Below are 23882 nucleotides of genomic sequence, written 5' to 3' on the forward strand. Positions count from 1 at the left end.
TTTACACCTTCATTTTTATAATAGTCCGAAGAACGATGCGACGATACTGATTATGACGATCGTGCCGATAATGATACCGTAGCGCGGACCTTTTTTAACCATAAAATAGTAAATCGCGAACACCGCAGTCAGCGGCAACAAGCCTCTCACGATCTGATCAAAAATATCTTGTAAAATAATCGTAGCACCACCGGGAACTTTGAATTTCATTGGGCTGGTGATATTTACATAGCTGGCACTCAGAGCCCCCATCATCATCATTCCTAAAACATTGGCAGCATAGATCACTTGCTTGATCTTGCCGTCCTTCAGCAAGCTCAAAATCGAATTACGTCCTAGCGTATAGGATTTATTGATTAACAACCAGCTGATATACATCGTTACTGCTGTATAAATCACAATTGGTCCAATCCCGCCGATCGCATTCCCATTCGAAGCCATTGGAATAAAGATCGAGATGATCAGCGGCATAACAGCCGCCCAAATAATTGAGTCGCCGATCCCAGCCAACGGTCCCATCAAACCAGTTTTGATCGAAGTGATCGCCGTATCCGTGATCGCTGCGCCGTTGGATTTTTCTTCCTCCATCGCAATAACGATCCCTTGAATAGAAGAACCGATCGTTCCCTCTGTGTTAAAGAAATTCAAATGGCGTTTCAAGGCTTCTCTTTGCGCATCCTCATCATCAGCATACAGCTTTTTGACCGCCGGAATCATTGAAGCACAAAAGACCAAACTTTGCAGACGCTCATAGGAATTGGATAGCTCACAACCTAATTGATAGATCCAGAATGAACGAGATAATTCTTTCTTCGTAATTTTCTTTTGCTCTAATTGCTGTTCGTTTTTTTCTGTCATTTGTTCCATTATGCTGCCGCCTCCTCATCTAACGCTTTGTTTCTAACCAAGAATGCTATACAGATACCAATAATTGCTACAGCCATGACCTCCGCACCAAAGTAAACAACGGCCACAAAACCGATCAAGAAATAAGGAATCAAATGCTTCTTCCCGATTACCATAATCGTTAAAGCAAATCCAAGGGCTGGCAAAATTCCACCCATAACTTCAAAGCCATGCATCAGCCATTTCGGAATCACATCTAAAATCTGATTGACGATCGATTGACCAAAGAAATTCGCAGCGAACACAAGCGGAAAACGAATAACAAAACCAGCCATTGCAGGATAAAGAAATGCTGCCCGATAAATCCCTGAATAATTTAAATCCTCCGCATATTTGTCTGCCATGTGAACCCAAGTCGCATTGATCGTCCGGCGAAGCTGATCCATGAATACGCCCAATACACCAAACGGCACCGCCAACGCAATCGCCGCTTCCGCATTCATACCAACACCTAAAGCAATCGGAATCGCAATAGCAGATGCAAGCGCCGGATCACTCGGAACATTTCCGCCAGGTGTCGAGGTTACACCCAAGTAAACCAGCTGAATCCCTGCACCGATCACCATCGCCTCCGCCAATTTACCTGTCGCAACTCCCGCGATCAACGCCGCCGAAAGCGGCTGGGAAAGCATTCCTGAGAAGGTGTAGCCAAAACGCAGACGCGCAAACCAATAGTACAACCCCATCACGATTGAAATACCTAGAACACCCATAATTCAAACACTCCTTTTTCATATTAATGTATTTATTTTTCCTTCAGAAAAATAAGTTTGATTTTCAAGCCGTATACCATCTAACTAGATTTTGTTCATTGATTTGTTCTGAACTTTCGTTTTCATTTCGCATCAAGTAAACTGTGAAAAGTTAGACTGGCATCCTTTTTCATATTAATGTATTTATTTTTCCTTCAGAAAAATAAGTTTGATTTTCAAGCCGTATACCATCTAACTAGATTTTGTTCATTGATTTGTTCTGAACTTTCGTTTTCATTTCGTATCAAGTAAACTGTGAAAAGTTAGACTGGCATCCTTTTTCTTTTATAGTGATTTGTATTTTTCGATTAATTTTTGGATCGGTACTGGTGTTTCTTCTGGAATGGCTTGGAAGTATACGTCCATTTCCTTCGCTAATAGTCCTTCTAAGATTTCGACATCTTCTTCGGATAGATTAATATTTTTCACGACGTTTTTACGACTAGGTCCGCCGCCTAATCCGCCGACCTGAATCGCTTCGGTCACGATCCCAGCTTCGACCATTTCCTTTAAGGTGGTTAAATCAGGAACTAAAAATAATACCTTCGTATTTTTTGTTGACGCTTCATTCTCCCAATAATTTTTAACTGATCCTGTTCCTTTGATGATGACTTCCACTCCCGGAGGTGCCGCCATCAAGTAAATACTTTGCAGAAATTCATCCTGTTCCAATTCATCACTCACTACAATGATTTCATTCGCTGCTGATTGTTGCAGCCATTTAGTAACAACTTGACCATGAATCAAGCGACTATCTACTCTTGCTAACACGATTTTTGACATTTTACTCATCCTTTACTGTTTAATGGGTAATTCCAATATTTGACAACTATCAACGACTGTCCTGTGAATCTCCTGCGCCAACTCCCTTGTAAACCCGCCAGCCTCCTGCTTCATGACTGCCTCCAATAACATAGATGCACACAATCCTGAAATTGCCACGACTTCATAATCCTTTGACAAGCGCAACGCGACATTACTTGGTGTTCCACCCTTGATATCTGTTAGAATCAACAGTTTATCGCTCCATTTCAATTGATCAATCTGCGCTTTGACTCGCTCCAAATAATCTGGCAAAGAATCTTCTGCGTTTAAAGCAACCTCATGAACATTGCTGATTTCTCCAACAATCATTTGAACACTTTTTAAAAGCTCTAGTCCCCAACCATTATGTGTCAAAATTAAAATCGGCTCTTTTTCCATACCCTCAATCCTCGCTTCCACTAACATTGTTTTCACTTTCCTATAAAGCAAGTGCTGTGCCAAAAAAATAACCCTTTAGAAAAGGGCTATTTCTTGCGGTTTAGACATTGACTTCAAACAACAATTCATAAATATATTTCACTTCAAGCGGCGGAATGACGACATTGTATGACACTTCGATCGGTCGGAAGGCCATTTTTATGACAGATGCTAATTCTGGCAGCTCCCGATATGACAGTTCATAAGACGTATGGTCGTATTCCGGATGTTGAATCTGCCGTTCGATCATACAGGCACAGTGAATGATGAAGCGCAGAAGTCGTTTTTCATCACTTTTCTTTTTCGTTTGCATGCAGATATCCGAATAAATCTTGGATAATTCGATCGTAATACTTTTCGGATTCAAAATAACCAATAAATCGGTAATGGCTTCAATCGACAAGCCCTGAATGTATTTGGCCGAGACCTTTTTCAGTACCGCTTGGTTCTCATCTTTGGTTAAATCAAAGCCCAGCATTTGAAAAACTAATCGAATTCCTTGATCCGATAATAAATTATCTAACGAGACAAACGGAATATCAGGTATTTCTGTCTTCACAGTCCCGATAATCCCAACTAGCTTTTCATCTTCATGAACAAAGGATAGCAGTCCACTGAGATCCTCCAGCTCCTTTTTCTCCAGCGTAATAATTCTCACGTTGGTCAATAATTCTTGCGGGAACGTATTCAGCAGCAGCTTTTCGATCTTTAGTGCTGTACCTAAACCCGTCAGACAAGAAATGACCAAAACTTTGGAATCCTCAAAATTCCCTTTGCGGCAAATCAAGGCTTTATGATTCTTTTCTTTTAGAACAGGTAATAGGTATTCAAAATTGGTTGACTCATAAATCACTTCACGCGCCACCTCAAGCAAGGTCAGCAGATTAATATTGCTGATCAAGAGTACCTCGATTTGAAATTCCTGACTGATCACATTACCAAAATAGACGAGTGAACCGATGTCTACCATCAGAATCAATTTACTGTAGCCGTTATCTCTGACGACATTTCGCACCTTGTCCAGCGTTTCCTCCACCGACTGATTGATCGGCATATTGACCGAATTCATCAGACTCGTTGAAAACAGAACGTTGGTATATTCCACCATGCTGGAGGCTGTGGCACTGCCATGAGCAACCACCACGATCCCGCATTTTTCATCCAGCTCATAGCGGCGATCCGTCGCCTTGGTTTTCCGAATAAACAAATCATAAAAAATGATTTCGGTATTCGGCAGCTTTAAAGCAAAGTAATCTTCAATATACAAAACAATCTTTTCCGCCAGTTGATAGTTTTCGATTTTTCCTGAATAAATATTTTTCGTCAGATCAAAAAAATCTTCATTGATCTGAGCCGAATAAAAGACGCTGGAATAAATGTGGGCCGCCAAAACATCCTTCAAATTCTCCGGCAGCAGAATCGCCAGCTCCTGTTCGATGTATTGAATGATTTGATTGATTTGTCCATAGAACTGCTCGTCAATCTCATGGTCTTCTGATACGGTCTGACTAAAAAGATCCATGTCGTAAAGCTGATCCAGCTTGTTTTGCATCATCGCGACGGCATCCTTCGACGAAATATTGACGTTCTTAAGATCGGCGTATTCCTTCAATAAGAAATTATAAAACCGATCGTTCTGCTTATCCTTCACCTGCAGCAGCTGCTCCACATGCGGATAAAAATAATCATGCTGAATATTGATTCCGCGGCTGGGAACATACTCATTCAACACCACGATATCCTTCGTATCGACTGTATTCTCATCTAGCATCCCTAGCGGCAAATCGATTTTCAATTCATGTATTTCATAATCAATCGCATCGAGATAGGCCTGGGCACAAATAAATTGAATCTCTGACTTCAATTCTCCAACATTGGCCTTATATTTAGAGAACACCAAATACTTCAAGGTATTATAAGAAATGAAAATATCCTTCTGAATTCCCTGACTTTCCTCCATAAAAAAGGTCAGAATCAATTGGATTTTTTCTTTGATCGAACGCTCAGACAAGCTGGGAATATGTAGATTGACCGGTATCCGCCGCAAAAAGGTTTTTAGGAAGGTCTTCTCCAGCTCTTCGGTCGTGGCGAAAATAAACTTGATCGACACATGCCGCTGCTTCTCCGCTTCCCCCATCCGAGTAAAGTAACCTTTGTCTAATAAAGTAAATAGCTTTTCCTGTCCTTCGTTGGTCAGCCGATGAACCTCATCTAAAAAGAAAAATCCGCCGTCTGCTAGTTCCACTAAACCTTGATGGTCATTGTCTGCTCCGGTAAAGCTGCCTTTTTTGTACCCAAATAAATGGGAAGTTAACAGCTCTGGATTATTAAAGTATTCTGCACAGTTAAAGTAAATGAATGGTACCTCGGTCCCCGTTTTTACTTCGAAAAACTCATGCAGGTGTTCAGCTAACAAGGTTTTCCCAACACCCGATTCACCCGTCAACATAATATTCAGCCCTTTAGGCGGATATAAGACAGCCGCCTTCATCTTTTTGATACTGTCAGCCAGACTGCCATCATGACCAATCACTTTTGAAAATGGATTTTTTCGCAGCTCCTGCTTTAATAGCTCCTTTTTCTCTAGCTCTTGCTGAATTTCCTTTTTCAGCTCATCTAATGAAGCGTATTCATCCTTTCGCGGAGAAAAAAAGAACACTTTTTCCAAAACTGAACGTGCGAAAAACAGGACTGGACGTGATTTCACCTTGATTACTTGATGTTCGCCAGTTAATTTTGTCAAATCCTCACTGACCGCCGTCCGGGCATAGCCCGTTACTCCACAGATATCCTTTACCCTACAACCGATTAAGTTGCTGGCAGTCACTTCATGCTGTTGATGGAATTCGTAAAGACATTCAAATATCGTATCAATCCTCATAGGCTTCTCCTTCAAAGAGTCGTTAGCTTGTTTTTATCATCTAGTGAGTTAGAAAGCAATACATTTTTACCTTTCAAGCACTTCATATTGCTCATCCCGAACCCAAACCACCTGATGATCATTGATCACTGCTAGCTCTTTCTGATCCTGATTTTCCTGTACCATCTGCTCCGATGACACCTTAAATTCTCGGCTTTGATAATGAGGAACGACATAAAAGTCCACCAGCCCTAGACCTGTATAATCTGTCAGATCAGTGGCTTTTGCCGGATCGTCCATGATTGAGGAATAACCGATATCGGGACAAGCAACGATCGCTCCGGCTGATTCGCCAATGTAGAGCTTACCCTGATTCACCTCATCAATAATCAGCTGATCGGCTCCCGTCCTACGTAGTTCTTGAAGCAGGAAAAAAGTATTGCCGCCTGCCACAAAAATGATGTCATTCTTGGCTAATGTAGCTTTAATCTGTTGATGATCCGCCTGCGAAATCTCCAGCTCTTCCACCTTCATTCCGCTGAAGCGCAGAGCCCATTTGCCGATTCGAATAAAGAAGCCAAGCTTCTCAACTTTGCTGGCGGTTGGGATATAGGTCACCGTTTTGCCCTTCACGTCTTCAATCGATTTAAGTAATCCCGCCACATTTTGAAACACTGAAACCAAAAACAGCTTTTTCATTCTCGCTCCCTCTCTTTCTGCAGCTTCTTCTATTCATTATAAGTGAGCGTAAAGGACAAAAAAACTGATTTCGAACGTGTTGTCGTTCAAAACCAGTTGTGATCATTAATAATAAACTTCGTCCAAGAAAAGACCTTGTGCTGGAGCTGTTTCGCCAGCGTTTTGACGGACTTTATTTTCTAACACTTCATCGATGATATCCACCGATAATTTTCCGGCTCCGATCTCCAGAATCGTTCCCATTAAAATGCGCACCATCTTGTGCAGGAAGCCATCGCCGACGAAAGTAAAGTGCAGCATGCTGCCTTCACGTTCAATCGAGATGCTATCAATCGTTCGTGTTGTAGACTTTTTGGTCTTTTTCAATGCAGAAAAACCGATGAAGTCATGCTTGCCGATCAGCTTCTCGCAGGCTTCATTCATTTTCTCCATGTCTAATTTATCAGGAACATAAAAGCTGTGATAGCGTTCAAAGGCGGTTGGAATCGGATCGTTCCAAACATAATAGCTGTACTGCTTGCCCTTCACATTGTAACGAGCATGGAAGCGTTCCGGCATCTCCTCCACTTTTTTCACGACAATATCGCTTGGTAAATAACGATTAAAGAAGGTCAGCATTTCATTCCGTGCCATTTCTGAGTTCGTTTTAAAATTCGCGACTTGCCCATGAGCATGGGCCCCCGCATCGGTCCGGCCAGAACCAATGATCTCGATTTTTTCGCCAGTCATTTGCGCGATTACACTTTCGATTTTCCCTTGGATCGTCTTTTCTGAATCTCCTAAACGCTGCCAGCCTAGGTAACGTTTGCCATCGTATTCGATGGTTAATTTAATATTTCGCATAGGATGATATCCTCCTCTATAGTTTCCACTGACTCACTGTACCACAGAAGTCTGAGATGCTCTAGTGGATAGGATAAAAAAGGAAGCCAGAACAATGGTAAAAACTGCTCTGACTTCCTTTGAAATTAAACATATTCCATGCTCTTGCTATATTCTTTTTTGATCCGACTTAAGGCCTCCAGCAACAGCTCCCGCGGCATGCCGATGCTCAAGCGGACAAAGCCCTCGCCATCTTGAACAAAATAGCTGCCGACTACCATCGTGAGATTCGCTCGGCGGAAAAATTCCTGCATCTCCGCTTCATCCTTGAACCAATTATGGACATCGATCCAAGCTAAGAATGAAGATTCGGCCGGCATCACTTTGGCTTCTGGGATTTCCGCAAAGAAATCGTAAATGATCTGCATGTTCTCTTCCACATAGTCGATCATCTCATCCAGCCAGGCTTCACTTTCATTGTACGCCGCCACGATTGCCGGCACAGCGAATACATGCGGTGAGGTAATGGAATTCTTTTGCAGCTGATCCAACAGCGTTTCTCTGATTGTTGGATTAGGAATCACCACATAAGAAGTTTTCAATCCACCTAAGTTGAAGCCTTTATTCGGTGACAGACACAACACACTGTGCTGTGAAATCTCCGGATGGGCATTCCAGATTGAAGTAAATGTCTGGCCTTTATAGACGATGTCGCGATGGATCTCATCGCAGACCAGCAGAACATCATGGCGGATACATAATTCCGCTAATTGGAACAGCTCCTCCTTGGTCCACACCCGACCAGATGGATTTTGCGGACTGCAGAAAATGAAGAGCTTGATATCATTTTCCATCATCTGCCGTTCCATATCTGCAAAATCGAGATAGTAGCGATTATCACGATTAATTAATGAACTGCAATAGAGTTTCCGATCATTGTGTTCGACTGCTTCCGCAAACGGATCGTAGGCAGGTGTATTGATCAAAACGCCCTCGCCCTTTTCTGTATAAGCCTGCACGACATAATGCAAGGTCGAAACCGTTCCGAAGGTCAGCTTGATCCATTCTTTTTCGATGTACGTGTCATAGCGCCGCTGATTCCAATCAATCACCGCATCATAAAAATCATCCGACACATAAGAATAGCTATAGTCGCCGATACTCGCTCGCTTCATCAAGGCTGCTTGAATCGCGGGAGCGACTTCAAAGTCTATATCCGCTAAATCCATCGGGATCGCACCTTCATTCAGACCGAATTTTTCCTTCAGCACTTGATTGCTCCACTTGCGGGCATTGCCCTGTTTGCGATCGATGACCTTATCCAAGTTATACATAGCATTCACCTACACTCAATAATTCTTTCGTCGTCTGGTTTAAAGCAACGCCGACACCGTTTTGGATCACGACATCGTCTTCGATCCGGACACCCCCGATGCCCGGCAGATAGATTCCCGGCTCAACGCTCATCACCATGTTTTCCTTCAAGACCATTTGACTCTTCGGATTCAAGATCGGAATGTCGCCGCCCATCCCGATACCATGTCCCAAGCCATGACTGAAATATTCACCGTAACCAGCATTAGTAATGATCTTACGAGCAACCACATCGACTTCCTGTCCAGTCACACCTTCGCGAATAAAGTCCGACGCTGCTTGCTGGGCTTCCTTAACTACTTGATAGACCGTCTGCAATTCCTGGCTTGCTTCCCCTAGCGTGACGGTCCGAGTCATATCTGATTGGTAATCATCCAAAACGATCCCAAAATCAATCGTTATAAAATCCCCCTGTTCAAACGCTCGTTTGGTTGGGCGACCATGAGGCAGCGCACTGCGGGGACCACTGGCAACGATCGGATCAAAAGCCATCGCCGTAGCACCTTTTTTCAATGAAAGGTAATGAATCAAGGCACCCAGCTCATTTTCCTGCATGCCGATTTTGATTTCTGGCAGTAATTCTGCGAAAATTTCATCGGTCATGGCACAAGCATTTTTGATCAATTGAATTTCTTCCGCTGATTTGATCGCACGCAATTCTTGAATCTGGCTCGACCAGATCTCTACCTCAAATGCTTCAGAAAAACTACGATATTCCTGGATCGATAAGCCATTCGGTTCGATCGCCAATCGTTTGATCCCCTGCTTATGCAGCCAATCGAAGATTATCGGCAGGTAGCTGCCCTGAGGGACTTCAACATTTTCAAAACCGTCTGTTAAATCTTTTATTTCTTGTCGATAACGCCCATCAAAAAACTGCACTTGAGAAGAAGGCGTGACAACTAAATAGATGCCACTGCCTCCTAATGAACCAAAATATTTTTTGTTTTCGCGGTTTTTGATGATGATTGCGTCCTTACCCGACTCGGTCAAAAGCTGTTGGATTTTTTCAACTCTCATCTATGACACTCCTCTAGAAGTCTAGGTCCAAACCGTCCAAGATATCGGTATCGCCTTGGTCGAAGATATTTTTCTCTTCTATTTTCTTCGCTTCATCCTTCAATTCATTGCGTTCCATAATTTTGAAGAATGGTACGTAAATGGCAACCGCCAGAACTAATTGCAGCGCATTTGCAAATATTGTCCGCCAATCACCATTGGTCAGGAAACCTTCCAAAAAGACCCCGACATACGGCGGGTCAAAGATCGGTTTGTTCAACCAGCCCCAGTGCATAAAGAACATTGGCAAAGTTCCAATGATCGCCCCGCCAAATACGTGGGGAATGAACATCAATGGATTCAAAATAATCGGTGCACCAAACAAGATCGGTTCATTGATACCAAACAACGCTGGAAACAGCGAAACCTTTCCGATTTGACGATAACGTTTTGACTTCGAGATTAAACACGCAACAACACAACCAATCGAGATTCCGCAGCCGGTAAAGCCGAAGAAGGCACTTGAGGCTCCCGCAGTGTAGAAATGGGGAATCGGTTGTCCTGCTTGAAAAGCTGTAATATTTTCAGCGATAAACGCCACCATGATCGGACGTGTGATTGGGCTGAATACGGACGAATGAATCCCAAAAAAGAAGATCAAACAAATACAGAAGTTCAATGCCAAGACGGACCATGGATTGTCCATCGAACCAACCAATGGAGATAAGAAGCGGGTTAAGATCGTTGGCGGCAATTCTCCAGCTGTTTGCATCAAAGCGAATCGTCCGAGAATGAAGGTTCCACCTACCAATAAAGTGACTGGAATCAACTCAAAGGATTTGGAGACAAAGTCTGGTACCCCTTCCGGCATCCGAATCGTCATGTTGTGTTTCTTACAGAAGTTGTATAATTCCACTGTGATTAACGCCACGAACATCGCGGTAAATAGACCCTTGGCGCCAAAGTTGGCAATATCCAGCATCCCATTTTCGTCAAATACAGCGGTCATAAATAGAAAACCAAAGAGTGACAATGTCACCGCTCCTGGGATGTACAACTTGTAGTGGTTCCCTAAGTTATAGGAAATCGCTGCACAAGCGTATAAACCGATCAATCCTGTCGATAAAGTGACTGGTAGATTAAACAACTCCGCATTGCTCAAAATAAACTGACTAAAGGCATTGGACTCTCCCAGCATATTCGGTAATGCTGGCAGAATCGCAAAGAAACTTCCTAAGATAGTGAATGGTGTCATAGCAACCATCCCGGCTTTGATGGCACTCAAATGTCGTTGGTTATCAACCTTGTGAGCTAGCGGGACGAAGAAACGGTTCATAAAAGCCTCAAATTTTGCGAACATAGTATTTCTCCCCTTTTCTTTGATTAAACTGCTTGTTTCGCCAACTGATGCTTCTTATGAGTGACCAAAGCCAGTTTCATCACCGTTGCTCCATCCATTTGTCCATAGACATCTTTATCAATCACAGCATAGGGAATATCACGCGGCTCAAGAATTGATTTGATGAAGTCGATCTTATGAGTGATTTGCGGTCCGACTAAGACGATATCCCAGCCGTCAATTTGGCTTTCAATCGAATCCGCTGGGATCGCAGTAAAATCAAAGTCCGCATCATTCAGCTTGGCACTTTGTTGAACCACCTTCCGCATGTTTTGCATCAGCATATTTGTAGAGAATCCCCCGGCGCAGCATAGTAAAATTTTCATGTTCAATTTCCCCTTTATCTTTATTATTTTTATTATTGCAATACTGAAATAAGTGTTTCAATCAAATCACGAGCCAGCTGACTGGTCATGTAATGATCTTGTGCGTGAACCATCAATAAGCCAACATTCGAAGATTCCACCTCTTCATTTAACTCACGGGTGATCAGCTCTGTTTGAATGTTATGCGCTTCCAAGTCAAGGTTGCGAGATTCTTCAATCAATCCTTTTGCTAAGTCAAAGTCTTTGGTTTTGACACATTTCAACGCTTCGAAGGCTTTGGCTTTGCTTTCACCAGCGATCGAGATCAGTTGGACGATTTCTTGTTCTTCTTTTGTCATGTTGTTCTATCTCCTTGTTCATATTAATGTAATAATTTTTTTCAAAAATTAGGTTTAGTTTCTCGCCGTATACCATCCAACTAAACCTCTTGTTTCAATGTTTCAGCTTTAAAAATCTGAACTCTCTCTTTTTTTTGACAAACTGGCAAAGTTGGACTGGCACCCCTTTAAACAAAATCCACCATACGATGATAGGTTTCTTCCGTGAAATTTTTGAGTAAGCCTTCAAATAGATCGATCATTTGCTCTACATCCTGTTTATTAACGATCGAGTATGCACAATGACCATAGCGAACCGGCAAGATCGTTACGACAGTCGATTTGCCTTCATTTACTTTATGGGCTTCGCCGCCATCGGTCCCGCCTGAGTTGAACATATCCAATTGCAGCGGAATGTTTTGACTCTTCGCCGTTTCTTTGACGTAGTGAACCATTTCTAAGTTCGGTGCTAAGGTTCGGTCAAAATGGGTTAGGATCGGACCTTTGCCGATTTGTCGCTGATTGGTATGATCGCGAACCAATTCGGTGCTGAAGGTTGCCACATCAATCACAAAAACGATGTCTGGATTGATTGTCTGAACTGCCGTCTTCGCACCGCGAATCCCGACTTCTTCACTGCTGGTATTGGCAAAATGAACCGTTAATGGCAGCTCTTCATCAGCCAACCGCTTCATCAGCTCACCCATTACAAAACAGGCTAGACGATCATCAAAGGCTTTGCCGGCGTAGATATCCTTAACATCAAAGTCTTCAAACTCCGTTGCGTAACAGCCCATATTGCCAACTTCAATGCCTAAGTCAGCCACTTCTTCGGCGGTCGTTGCACCGATGTCGCAGTAAAGATTTTCCGTTTTGCCATCACGATACTCGCCGTTGATAACGCCGCTGATTTTCCGGCCGTCAAAGGTTGTTATCCGAATTTTTTGCAGATGTTGCGCGATCGGTTTTACACCGCCGACCACCATCAAATGGATCAAACCCAAATCGCTGATGCTGCGAACCATGAAGCCGACCTCATCCATATGCCCGCAGATCATGATGCTCTTGGGACTTTTGCCTTTTTTCGTAAAGATCAGGCTGCCAAGCCCGTCTGTTCTTTTTTCATAAGGCAATCCATCTAGTTCCGTTAGAATCGCTTGCCGGACTTCCTTTTCATTACTGGCAATCCCATCCGCATTGGACAAATTTTTCAAAAACTCAATGTTCACTCTGATTCCTTCTTCCTAAAACCCGTTTTAATGTATAGTAAAATTCGTGGTAATCTTTACTTTCAGCCAACGCATTGATGGCTGCCGGATGATTCATCAGCTTGCTCAGTTCTTTTGAGATTATCTGGTGAACATCCAGCTGTTCTGCCTTCAGCGAGACCATGAAGATAATTTTGGCTGTTCGTTCCGTCCCGCTGGCGCCTTCCGGTAATAAACAGACCGCTACTCGATTCTCCTTGCCGGACATGACCAGCGGATGGGGAATCGCGATCCCGTTTTGATAGATCGTGGATAAATACTCTTCCCGTTCCATCAGTGAATCCTTATATCCTGTAAAACCAACCTGCTGTTCGACTTGATCCGCTAACTCGATCAAGATATCTCTGTAAACCCGATCCTTTTCTATGCGAAACAGTGATCCGGAAAATAAGTCGAAGAAGGCGCGTTCGATTGAAAAGTTTTCGTCGCTTTTTAACAGGCTTAGATTCTCACTGACCTCTAAATAGTCAAGTTCGCTTTGTATCTCACTCATCAAAATCACTGGACAATCAACGTCGATCGTCAGCTCAATAATCGAAAAGATCAAATCCGGGAAATACTCCTGAATCTTCTCTATTTCAAACATCGAAAAGGTCTGAATCTTGGCCCATGGGAAAATCCGCCGCAGCTTCATTTCTACTAGATAAGCCATCCCGCCGCCAGAGGAACAAACGACTGCGATCCGATAAATATTTTCGATCAAAGTTTGCTGCCACTTGTGATAAGGAACCGTCATATGGGTCGCCAGATAACCAACCTCATCTGAGGCGATCTTTAGCTGGAACTTTTCCTCCAGCCATTTTGAAAACATCACCGCAAAATTGAAGATCACCGGATAGTCCTTGCTGATATCCTCCAAGTAGGGATTGCTGAAATTTACATTCTTCCGGGAACGTTCGATCAATGCCGCAACATGGAGATAGACGAGATCCAAAAACTCATGGTCCGTCGAGAAATGCGTGTTTTGCTGCTCATCCATTTGAAGGAAATAATTGGTGATCTCTTCCTTCAGCAACTGCTGATTGCTTAGAATTTCCAGCTTCTTCGTTTTCGCTAATAAGCTGGCTTCAAAATAGTCATGAATCGCTTGTTGTTTAGGGTGTGGTATCCCCGTTCCCTGAAGGACCTCTGTTAACAAGGAATTCGGTATATCGGCCGTTTCTGACCTCTCTTTAATCAACAGCAGCAAGAATATTTCTTCTTCCAGCCGACGAAACTCTACATAATCAATTTCCCAGTTGTGATCGCGAATTAGATGATAGAGGTTGTCCTTCAACTGTTTCTGTGTTTCCAAGGTAAAGGCGTCCTCCAGCTTTTCCAGCAATTTCGCATTGCCTCTCCTGTAACAATCCAGTAATAGCAAGAAACGATTTTTTAACTCACTAATGATGCGGATACCGTAATGCGCTTTGCGCTCCAGAATTAACGAGCTGCCTTTCAGATATAATTCAAGTTTCGATAAATCTTTTTTTATTTGACTACCACTAACCAGTAGTTCATCACTTAGGTGTTTCACTGTCTGATAATTTTCATTAATCAGCAGTAAGCCTAGCAAAGATTCGATCCGATCTTTTTGCATCTCAATCGGCACCTCAGAAAGTCCCGATAAAAACATTGAGAACTTTTTTTCATCAGAAATAGCCAAACGACAACCCAGCTTTGGAGATTTTTCAATGGTAAAGCCTTGCTGTAATTCTGATAGCTCTTGCAGATCATTACGGATCGTCCGTGAGGAAACACCAATCATTTTTGCCAGCTGATCGATTTTCAAGTAGTCGTGCTCTCTTAATGCTGTCAGTATTTGTACTTCCCTCATCCTCACCTCTCCTTTTTTTGCAAGCGCAATCATTTATACGTTTAGTATAGGAAACCCCTTTCAATTAGAAAAGTTGAACTTTTTCCACCCGACGATGCAAAACGTGTCTGTTTTGAACAAATTTCAGATATCGGGTCTAAACCAGTGTATGCGCTTTAAGCATTGTAACAAGGGAGAAAGCTCCTCACAATGAAAATGAAAGATTTGATATATTAATTAATCGCCTCATCATTGAAACTAAAAGAATCGTCTCATTTTACTTAAAATATAAAATTTCGACGCTCACTTTTTTTCGCTGAAGAATTATTATTACAGTCTTAGGAAATTCCAGCTAAATTACAAGCGAATTTGTTTTTTTATAAAAATTGAGAGCATTTGCTTTTTGAGAAAAGAATTATTTTCAGTAACTTCGCTGAAGCGGTCAATTCAACGTCTTACCAGCAAGCCCTTTTTTTTACAAAAAAACTTAAGTTAACTAACTACTCAGTACTTGGTTTTATTGATATAATGGGTAAAGAAACGAGGAGATGACATGCAATCCGCTGTATTATTAAAAATAAAATCATTAGAATCAAGTTTTACTTCTAGTGAACACGACATCAGTAAATTTGTAATTGAAAATCCTGAATATGTTATTTCAAATACCATCACAAATTTAGCCAAAAAAACCAATACTTCGGAAGCCAGCATTAATCGCTTCAGTAAAAAAATTGGGTTTAAAGGGTTTAATAAATTTAAGATCGCATTGGCTCAAAGCATGACTCATCTGGAGGATCAAGAAAAGTCCTTCGATGAATCAAACTTGATCGAATACGTAACGCTTGATTACCAAAAAATGTTAACGAATACATGCGCGATGCTGGATGCTCAAGACATTGAAGATGCAGCGTCAATGATCACACTCAATCGCAAAGTATTTATTTTATCGATCTATAATACTTCCTTTGTCAGCAAGGAATTTGCCTTCAAGCTGCGTCAATTAGGGATGGAAGTCACGACTCTAAAAGAGAACCTAGAAACTCAGCTGGCAATTGAAAACATGAGCAGTGACTCGGTCTTGATTGCAGTCGTTCCATCAGTCATTACAAAGGACATCATTCCCTTCTTGACAAAGATTAAACGAAAAGATGTCAAAACTATTTTGATCTCAAGCAATGACAATCCGAAGGTCAGCGATATGATCGATATCAAGTTCATTATTCCAGATCACATGTCCGCGAATAATTCACTTGTATTGACCAATTCAGTGATGATTTCTTTAGTATTCGATATCATCTTCGCAACGATTTTACGGGATAACCGTGGTTTGCGGCAACGTAAATTAAGCAGCGATACGATAATTAATTCCTATGAATCCGCTGATTCGGCTATTTATGAATGGTAACAAAAAATACTCAACCAACTATTTAAAGTTGATTGAGTATTTTTTTATGCTTGATAATCTTCACTAAGTACTTTTTGAGCTAATGCGAAGTTCCCAATAGTAGCACTCGCGTTATCTTGGAAGGTAGAAGCAACAATGAAAGCATTCAAATCCGGTACAGTCACATAACCAGCATTAATTGCTTCAAACTTTCCGCGAACCAGCTCCATCAACCCTTCATTAATGACCCCTCCGCCAAAAATTATTTTAGCTGGCGCAAAATTTACTCGCAGGTCATATGCTAATTGCGCTAAGTAGTAAGCCTCGATAGTCCAAACAGGATGATCCTGCGGAAGCTTCTCACCACTTATCCCCGTGCGTTTTTCAATGCTTGGTCCAGCAGCTACCCCTTCAAAACAGCTTCCGCCATGATAAGGACATACGCCAGAAAAATCAAGATCAGCTTCGTGACGATGAACAAACCCGTGTCCAATTTCTAAGTGTGTCGTTCCGCCGACAAATTGATCATTTTGAATCACCCCAGCACCAATCCCAGTTCCAACGGTGACATAGACACAGGAAGCGTCTTCCTTAGCGCCGCCCATCGCATACTCTCCATAGGCACTCGAATTTACATCGGTTGTTAGAAATACTGATCCTGAAAACCATTCTTTTACGGCTTGGATAAAATTAAACCCTTGCCACGCTTTTTTGGGAGAGGCCAAAATTTCTCCATAAGTTGAGGAATTTGGTGCAATATCAACCGGTCCAAATGTTCCGATGCTCAATGCATCGACTGGATATCGACTAAAAAATTCTTTTACCTGTTTCATCGTTTCCATAGGTTCATTAGTTGGAAAAATGCTTGTCTCAAGAATCTCAAAGTGCTCATTTCCCACCGCGCAAACAAATTTTGTTCCGCCTGCTTCAATACTCCCAAATCTTTTCTCTGACATCTAATCTTCCTTTCGAAATAAACAGCTAGACGCTTTCGCATCTAGCTGTTTGGCTACATTCTTTTTAAAGCGTTAAATTGCGCATACTCTTCTTCAATATCCTGCTTAGATAGTTGGTTTTTAGTTAAGAGATATTGATAATCGTAGAAGCTTGGTAAATGTTTTAAGTTCAACAAGTGTTTTGCGAACGCATTCGCGGCTATTTCACTCGTTCGACGAATATGAGCCTTTTGAGAAAATCCCAGAATTTTTGCACTTTCAATCGGCGCAAATTGATCATAAACATGACTGTCACTTTTTTCTTCTAAATAGTGAAAGTATTCATGGGCTAAAATGATTCGCTTCATTTCTGTTAATCCCAATTTGTTTGCCTCTGCCAATTGAGCAATTGATTTCTCGTACAAATAAACGAGGTTATTGCCTTTTCGATCCGATTCAAATTGCGCCCGCATCTGCACCTTATAGAAAACACCATCATGTTTTTCTTCTTTGATCCTGATGTCACTTTCTGCATAAAGTTCAAAGATATCCTTTGATTTTAATTTTGAAACGAAGCTTTTTCCGATTTCCAAAGATTTCTCCAGATAATTCCAGATATCATCTGCGGGTATCTTATGAAAAAGCATATCTTGCTTCAATTCCAAATAAGCTAAAAATTCGTCTGAAAAATAATCCATTGTTGCTCCTTTTTATTTATACGCTACCGCAATGACTTCTTCATTCGTATCTAAATTTTCTGTCTCAACATCCATGATCGATGTTAATTGTTCCAGAGTCTGCATTCCAGTCAAGTCTAACATTTTTTCTCTAAAGAACAAGAATACTTTTGGAATCGTTGCATTGGCATCTGAATAAATCGTATGCTCATCAATAAAAGAAAGAAACTCTTTATCAGATTGATTTTTAGGGAATTTAAAATAGTGAGCATTGCTGTGTTTAAATCGAACCACTCCTTCACGGTCAACGACACAGACATTCGTGCGCTTGCTCTTGAAGAAGAGTTTCTTCTTGATGACCGTTGCATCCATCAGATTCCAACGACCTACTTTTCCCGCACATTTGATACTGTTCGTATCCAGTCCCAATGCCTCTGAAGTAATTGTCTTCAATTGATCCTCAGTTACGTCCGAAGCACCCAAACTTTTTTGCCGTAATTCAGTTGCACCAGTCGCAACTGCACGAACGATATTACGTTGAGTATCGATCTCGATATTGACTTCGACCGTTTCTTCATTGGCACCCGATTGAATGATTTTCTCGATAACATCTGCACGGATTTTTTTAATGTCGCTTTCACTTGGATTCGTGATCGAACGCTCGATTTGTTCGCGAACCATCGCTAAAGCTACACCGATCGTTGAGATGTATGGCGCATTTTTCGCTAGTTTCCATTTATAATCAAAATATTCTGCTAATGCTGGTACGACGATCGCACCAGATCCGCCGCCGCCGACTAATGTAATGAAGTTACGATCCATCTCGTATTCATCAATCAAATCATTAATGACTGGTTCCAGTTTTTCCATTGCAAAATTCATGACTTCTTTTGCGGCATCTTCAGCAGATGTTCCAAGGTAAGCCCCTAATGCATCCCACGCTTTTTTATTTGCTTCAGTATTTCCTTGCGCGTAATCATCTTCGGGTACATAGCCTAATAAGTTCGCCGCACCTGCTAATGTATAAGAGTATGCATTGCTGCCGGTTCCTTGAACGACTACATATTCATTTGGGTCACCTTCACGAGGAGATACAAACTCGATCGTTGGATCATTTAAATTTTTCACGTCAGTAAAGCATTCATATTCTAGACCAGCGATATGGGCACTTCGCGGACCAACATCAACGATTTTTTTGTCTTTCACACGGATCATACTTCCACCCGCAACCGCTAACGTACGAACATCCAATGAACGAAGGTACGTTTTGTGTCCACCAACTTGAGCGTATTTGATCATTACTTTCCCGTTCTTGATGACAGAGATATCGACACTGGTTCCACCGACTTCAAAGAAGATTCCGTCGCTGACTTTTTCATACATTAATGCGCCCGCAACACCTGCGGCTAAACCAGATAGCATTGTTAAGATCGGACGTTGACGTACTTCATTGATGCTCATAACCCCGCCGTCACAACGCATAATCATTAAGCCAGATTGGATTTTAGTATCTAAGACCGCAGATTCTGTCATGTTGGCTGTCTGCATCATTTTTGGAATCAATGACGCATTCACGACTGCTGTCCGTGTCCGCATTTTCAAACCATAAAGCTGAGATATCTCATGTCCGCCTGTAGCAAACAGCTTTTCTTCCTGTGCTTTTTGGATCACACGCATTTCATTTTCAGGATCATCGACAGAATACGCTTCACTGGCAACAATTACCTGACAATCTTTATTTATCAGCTCATGAATACTTTTTTCAACTTCTTGTTCGGTTAATTTTGCCGAATCAACAAAAACATGTTCAGAGTGCAAATACTTATTCGGAGCCAACTCGATATGTTCGATGGCTGTCTCTTTTTTAGCGGTACGTGCATCCATTCCGGTACCCATGCCGACGATTCCGACTTTCGCTACATCTCCCTCAAGCAACGCGTTCGTTGCTTGAGTGGTTCCATGTGCGATGAAGATCACATCTTCAGGTGCAATATTGTTTTCATTCAAAAGCTTTTGGATGATTTTTACAATCCCTCTGGCTACTCCTTCTTCATGAGTAGTCGGGATCTTTAATTTTGCGATTACTTCATAGGTTTCGTTATCAATCGCCACCGCATCTGTGAAGGTGCCTCCGACATCAATCCCAATTCTTACTTTTTTCCCCATTTTATTTACCTTCAATCTCTTATTAATATAGGAAGAACGAAGCGACAACTAAACCAACGAAGGTGGAAACTGCTACCCAGCCAATGGTTTTCTTCATTACTTCATTGACATCTGTCTTGATAAAATCTGACACCCAAACATTATGGGAGTTGGTTGGATCACAAACAGATTGTACGTTGCTGTCTAAACGTAATGCGACCATCGCAGCGATTGGATTCATTCCGCCTGCAACTAGCAGGGAAATAATCCCACTTCCTAGTCCCCAAACATTTAATGGTCCACGATAAATTGCCAATGGTGAAAGAAGTCCAAAAATCAAAACGAACATCAATTGATTTTTAGGAATCATCATAGAGATCGCTGGTTGTAAAATAGTCGATACTTCAGCAGACATTACTGCATTCAGCAGCATTCCGATACCAATCATCAAACCGGCTGCCCCAGCAACTTCTTGGATTCCTTCAACAAAAGCGCTGCTGACAACATGAATCGGATTTTTCGGTGTGCTCAAAATCAAGGTTACGATAATCCCAACAATAATTGCTGCTACTAGTGGAACTTGGAAAGCAAAAACTAGAACAACTGGGATAATCGGTGAGATCAAAGCGATACTGCGAACTTGACCGTTACGACCTTGCTTAGTCGGCATTGCCCAAGCTTTGCGGCGTTTTCCACTGAATTGAACATAATAAACAACCATAATAACTGAAACGATGATCAATGGTAGTCCGACCATCCAAGAATAAGAAGTAACTTCGCTTAATTTCAAACCTAATACATCGATATAAACAGCTAACGTCGAAACTGAGAAGTTTACGCCGATCCCATTTGCCAGTAGTAAAATAATCCCGCTGACCATTGGTGAAAGACCCGCTGAGATCATGATTGGAACAATGATCGTTCCAACTAAGATCACCATGCCTAGTCCATTACTTGCTGCAAAAATCACTGAACAAACTGCTAAGAATGATAGGGCGATCGGTAAGGCTTTGTCTCCCGCCATTTCTGCCGCTTTTTTGATAATTGTCTCAGTGACACCAACTTTAGATAATACCTTCCCGAACAACGATCCAAAGATCAAACCTGATATCGCTGTGGACATCCGCATCGAGCCGGCTTCTAAAACATCTTTAACAATTGTAAATTGCTCTGGATCCTTCGAGATCAATGTGATCCCTGCAATCAATGAAATCGCGATTGCCATGATTGGCAAGGCCAAAATCGTTGGTACCTTTCTTGTCATCATCAATCCAACTAAAATGAAGAATACTAAGAGTATCCCTACTAATTGTACTGTCGCCATTGTTTTCCTCCTAGATTTCGATAAAGCTCTTTTGCTCAATCAATTTATTTTGTAATGCTTGAATGTCGATTTCTCCAGTTGCTTTGTTATCTGCCGCTGCTAGTGCCGCTGCTGTTCCGGCCGCTTGTCCTAATGCTGTCATTGTTGGTGTCGTGCGAATCGCTGCTTGCGCTTCAAAAGATGCTGAGACACAACGTCCTGTTACAATCAGATTGCTGATTTCATTCGTGATCATGATTTCATAAGGGATACGATAATAGCTGTCAAATACAGACTTATCGAATTTTTCATGCGCAACTTCTTCAGTTTGATTGGCATGTACAGAAACAGTTCCTTCACCCTTTGGATTATGGATATCAATTGGGTAGCCTGAGTGAGCGATAGTTGTTGTAAATGGTTTGTTTTCTAGTACATCCTGGTTTGTCAACGTGTACTTGCCTTTGATCTGTCTCGTTCCACGAACACCAACACTTGGTCCGCTATAGGCGATTTTTGCGTTTTCAAAACCTGGTACTGATTCAACCAAGAAGCGATACAATTCTTCACATTGTTTGCGACCAATCATTTCTGCCCGAGTCAGACCTTCAGCAGATACACCGCTTTCATTGATGATCCGTGACGTGTTCATGATAAATTCTCCCGGCACATTGGTTTCAAAGAAAAGGATATCTTCTCGTGGAATGCTGATCCGACCTTCTTCTTTGGCTTTTTTAAACTCATTATCAAAACCCACGAAAGATAAAATTTCTGTGTTTTTCATGACATCTAAATCCCTGTTCAGGCGTGGGAATTTCGCTGGATCATTTAACACTGCCTCACGAAGTTTTTGTGTATCAACACCATAGACCTTTAGATTCATCGTCATCGGCTGCATCGCATTGTCTGTTTCTCGACCTAATTGGAATGGCACATCTGACATTACCGCTAAATCGCCATCGCCCGTTGCATCGATAAATACCTTGCTTGAAATTTGGCTGATACCATCTTTGTTAACAATCGAAATATTCTTGATCTCACCAGCTTCTTTTTCCAAACTAATCAGATAGGTGTGGAATAAAACATCCGCGCCCGATTCACTGACCATCTCATCCAAAACAATTTTCAATCCTTCAGCTGAAAATGGTGTTACATAAGAAATGTAGTTTGTGGAATCCAGCACATGCCCGGGTGAATAACCGCGCTCAACTAGACGTTCAACCATTTCTTGTCCCAATCCTAAAATAACTTGTTTATCTCCAGCGAAATAAGTCATCATCGGACCGACTCCATTCGCTGTAAGTGTTCCTCCAAAATATCCATTTTGATCAATGATCAATGTCTTTGCACCGTTTCTGGCAGCAGCGATCGCGGCAAATGCTCCTGACATCCCCCCACCAGCTACTACCACATCATAATTTTCTTTCAAAATACTTGAATCCAAAAAATGCAACCCCTTTCTGTTTGCGTTTGCAAAAACAATAATACATCATTTTCAAAAACTGTCAATACCTATGGAATTTTTTTTCAGATAAAGTTATACTGACAAAAAGGAGGAATCTGATGTTTGAATTATCTTACGATTACATTGATAAAAGCGTAGTTTTTACCAAAATTTCACTAAAAAAAGTGTTAGAAGTGACCTTTTCAAATCTTGGTGCTTCAGTTTTCGAAATTCTATTTTCAGATAATTGCAACAATATGGAAAATATTTTAATGGCTCCGCAAAAAGATACCTGGTTGACCGACAAAACATTCGCGGGCAGTATCGTTGGACCGTTAGCTGGTCGATATGAAGTTGGTGAAACGGGGCTTGAGAAAAATCGACCGCCAATTCATTTTCATGGAGGTTCTGATGGCTGGGACAAGGTGGTTTGGGATCAATCAATTACAAAAAACGATGATTCTGTTACTGTATCTTTTAGTCACTCAACCTCAGACTATAAGGCTTCAGTTATTTATGTCGTTGACAGGAATTACAATCTGACAATGGAAATCTTGGTGAGTCCTACAGCTACAACTTATCTCAATCCGACGAACCATATGTATTTTAATTTGAATGGTTCAGCTTTCTTACCTGTCACCAATCACCTTTTTCAGCTGGATTCCGATTCAATTTTTCATGAAAAAAACGGCTTGATTCAGTCTTCTGATCCTGTAAATGTTCCAGAACATTTTGATTTCCAAATCTTGAGCAACCTGTCTTCATTACCAACATTCCATGGCATTAATCACACGTATAAGCTCAATAAGGATTATTCCGGGATTTTGAGACATCCGACAAACGGTCGTCAGATAACTTTTAGGACATCTTTACCAAGTGTCGTTATTTATACATTTAATGCTGCACAAGAAAATTTCTCGCATAATACTCAACTCTATCCTGTTTACAGCGGAATAACCTTTGAAACGCAATATCCGGCAAACAATTTGGAGCGGGTGGGATTTGGGCCAACAAACCCTTATCATTCCAAGACGACCTACAGCTTTTCGATCATAGATGAAAAAAATGATATACACTTAGCGGAGCAGAACTAGCCAATTATACTTTGGAAAATCGATCTTAATAGAATGCTTCCTGCGATTATGATCTGTTCTGGTGATACCTACAAACTGTTATCGAGTATGAAAATCCCCTGCTCATTTTTTTAATGAGCAGGGGATTAGGTTTGAATCAATTAT

The 23882-nt window shown here is 41.6% G+C and carries 21 protein-coding genes; 2 read left to right on the forward strand and 19 right to left on the reverse strand.

Annotated features, from left to right (window positions below; all coding sequences use genetic code 11):
• Positions 1-15: 15 nt before the first annotated feature.
• The 14 genes from AC4J95_RS12590 to AC4J95_RS12655 all read right to left on the reverse strand — a co-directional run bounded on the left by AC4J95_RS12590 (position 16) and on the right by AC4J95_RS12655 (position 14780).
• Positions 16-867, reverse strand: a complete 852-nt coding sequence (locus AC4J95_RS12590; protein WP_316403143.1) for a PTS system mannose/fructose/sorbose family transporter subunit IID — start codon at positions 865-867, stop codon at positions 16-18.
• Positions 867-1619: a PTS mannose/fructose/sorbose/N-acetylgalactosamine transporter subunit IIC gene (locus AC4J95_RS12595; protein WP_494550190.1), complete on the reverse strand. Its 753-nt coding sequence runs from the start codon at positions 1617-1619 to the stop codon at positions 867-869. The genes AC4J95_RS12590 and AC4J95_RS12595 overlap by 1 nt, the downstream gene beginning before the upstream one ends.
• A gap of 324 nt (positions 1620-1943) precedes the next feature.
• Positions 1944-2441 carry a PTS sugar transporter subunit IIB gene (locus tag AC4J95_RS12600; protein ID WP_494550191.1) on the reverse strand — a complete coding sequence of 166 codons (498 nt, stop codon included), beginning with the start codon at positions 2439-2441 and terminating at the stop codon, positions 1944-1946.
• A gap of 12 nt (positions 2442-2453) precedes the next feature.
• Entirely contained in the window at positions 2454-2861 is a 408-nt protein-coding gene (locus AC4J95_RS12605) for a PTS sugar transporter subunit IIA (RefSeq protein WP_494550221.1), read from the reverse strand.
• A 100-nt stretch (positions 2862-2961) separates the two neighbouring features.
• Positions 2962-5781, reverse strand: coding sequence for a sigma 54-interacting transcriptional regulator (locus tag AC4J95_RS12610; protein ID WP_494550192.1), 2820 nt, complete (start codon positions 5779-5781; stop codon positions 2962-2964).
• A 66-nt stretch (positions 5782-5847) separates the two neighbouring features.
• On the reverse strand, positions 5848-6459 hold the full coding sequence (locus AC4J95_RS12615; protein ID WP_494550193.1) for a Type 1 glutamine amidotransferase-like domain-containing protein: 612 nt from the start codon (positions 6457-6459) through the stop codon (positions 5848-5850).
• Between the two features lie 105 nt (positions 6460-6564).
• Positions 6565-7302, reverse strand: a complete 738-nt coding sequence (truA, locus tag AC4J95_RS12620; protein WP_494550194.1) for a tRNA pseudouridine(38-40) synthase TruA — start codon at positions 7300-7302, stop codon at positions 6565-6567.
• A 125-nt stretch (positions 7303-7427) separates the two neighbouring features.
• Entirely contained in the window at positions 7428-8615 is a 1188-nt protein-coding gene (locus AC4J95_RS12625; protein ID WP_494550195.1) for a MalY/PatB family protein, read from the reverse strand.
• The gene (locus AC4J95_RS12630) at positions 8608-9675 is read right to left on the reverse strand and encodes an aminopeptidase P family protein (RefSeq protein WP_494550196.1); all 1068 of its coding nucleotides are present in this window, start codon (positions 9673-9675) and stop codon (positions 8608-8610) included. Before AC4J95_RS12630 ends, AC4J95_RS12625 begins: the two co-directional genes overlap by 8 nt.
• 13 nt (positions 9676-9688) lie before the next feature.
• Positions 9689-11014, reverse strand: coding sequence for a PTS sugar transporter subunit IIC (locus AC4J95_RS12635; RefSeq protein ID WP_494550197.1), 1326 nt, complete (start codon positions 11012-11014; stop codon positions 9689-9691).
• A gap of 23 nt (positions 11015-11037) precedes the next feature.
• The gene (locus tag AC4J95_RS12640; RefSeq protein WP_016179659.1) at positions 11038-11379 is read right to left on the reverse strand and encodes a PTS sugar transporter subunit IIB; all 342 of its coding nucleotides are present in this window, start codon (positions 11377-11379) and stop codon (positions 11038-11040) included.
• Positions 11380-11411: 32 nt separating this feature from the next.
• Positions 11412-11717 carry a PTS sugar transporter subunit IIA gene (locus AC4J95_RS12645; RefSeq protein ID WP_137613667.1) on the reverse strand — a complete coding sequence of 102 codons (306 nt, stop codon included), beginning with the start codon at positions 11715-11717 and terminating at the stop codon, positions 11412-11414.
• Positions 11718-11884: 167 nt separating this feature from the next.
• Entirely contained in the window at positions 11885-12925 is a 1041-nt protein-coding gene (gene ypdE, locus AC4J95_RS12650; protein ID WP_494550198.1) for an aminopeptidase, read from the reverse strand.
• Entirely contained in the window at positions 12915-14780 is a 1866-nt protein-coding gene (locus AC4J95_RS12655) for a BglG family transcription antiterminator (protein WP_494550199.1), read from the reverse strand. Before AC4J95_RS12655 ends, ypdE begins: the two co-directional genes overlap by 11 nt.
• Before the next feature lie 532 nt (positions 14781-15312).
• On the opposite strand from AC4J95_RS12655, the gene AC4J95_RS12660 reads away from it, so the two are divergent.
• Positions 15313-16164, forward strand: a complete 852-nt coding sequence (locus AC4J95_RS12660) for a MurR/RpiR family transcriptional regulator (protein ID WP_127977981.1) — start codon at positions 15313-15315, stop codon at positions 16162-16164.
• A gap of 44 nt (positions 16165-16208) precedes the next feature.
• Here AC4J95_RS12660 and AC4J95_RS12665 read toward each other — a convergent pair whose 3' ends face one another.
• The 5 genes from AC4J95_RS12665 to AC4J95_RS12685 are packed head-to-tail and all read right to left on the reverse strand — an operon-like array spanning position 16209 to position 22644.
• A complete protein-coding gene (locus AC4J95_RS12665) occupies positions 16209-17099 on the reverse strand; it encodes an ROK family protein (protein ID WP_494550200.1) in 891 nt (296 codons plus the stop codon).
• Between the two features lie 53 nt (positions 17100-17152).
• Entirely contained in the window at positions 17153-17776 is a 624-nt protein-coding gene (locus tag AC4J95_RS12670; protein ID WP_494550201.1) for a hypothetical protein, read from the reverse strand.
• 12 nt (positions 17777-17788) lie between these two features.
• Positions 17789-19921, reverse strand: a complete 2133-nt coding sequence (locus tag AC4J95_RS12675; protein WP_494550202.1) for a hydantoinase/oxoprolinase family protein — start codon at positions 19919-19921, stop codon at positions 17789-17791.
• Between the two features lie 22 nt (positions 19922-19943).
• Positions 19944-21224, reverse strand: a complete 1281-nt coding sequence (locus tag AC4J95_RS12680) for a transporter permease (protein ID WP_438786140.1) — start codon at positions 21222-21224, stop codon at positions 19944-19946.
• A 10-nt stretch (positions 21225-21234) separates the two neighbouring features.
• Positions 21235-22644, reverse strand: coding sequence for an FAD-dependent oxidoreductase (locus AC4J95_RS12685; RefSeq protein ID WP_494550203.1), 1410 nt, complete (start codon positions 22642-22644; stop codon positions 21235-21237).
• A gap of 119 nt (positions 22645-22763) precedes the next feature.
• Here AC4J95_RS12685 and AC4J95_RS12690 point away from each other — a divergent pair, with 119 nt between their 5' ends.
• Positions 22764-23738: an aldose epimerase family protein gene (locus AC4J95_RS12690; protein WP_494550204.1), complete on the forward strand. Its 975-nt coding sequence runs from the start codon at positions 22764-22766 to the stop codon at positions 23736-23738.
• Positions 23739-23882: the final 144 nt, after the last annotated feature.

This window comes from Enterococcus sp. GPZ-007 (assembly GCF_059374735.1).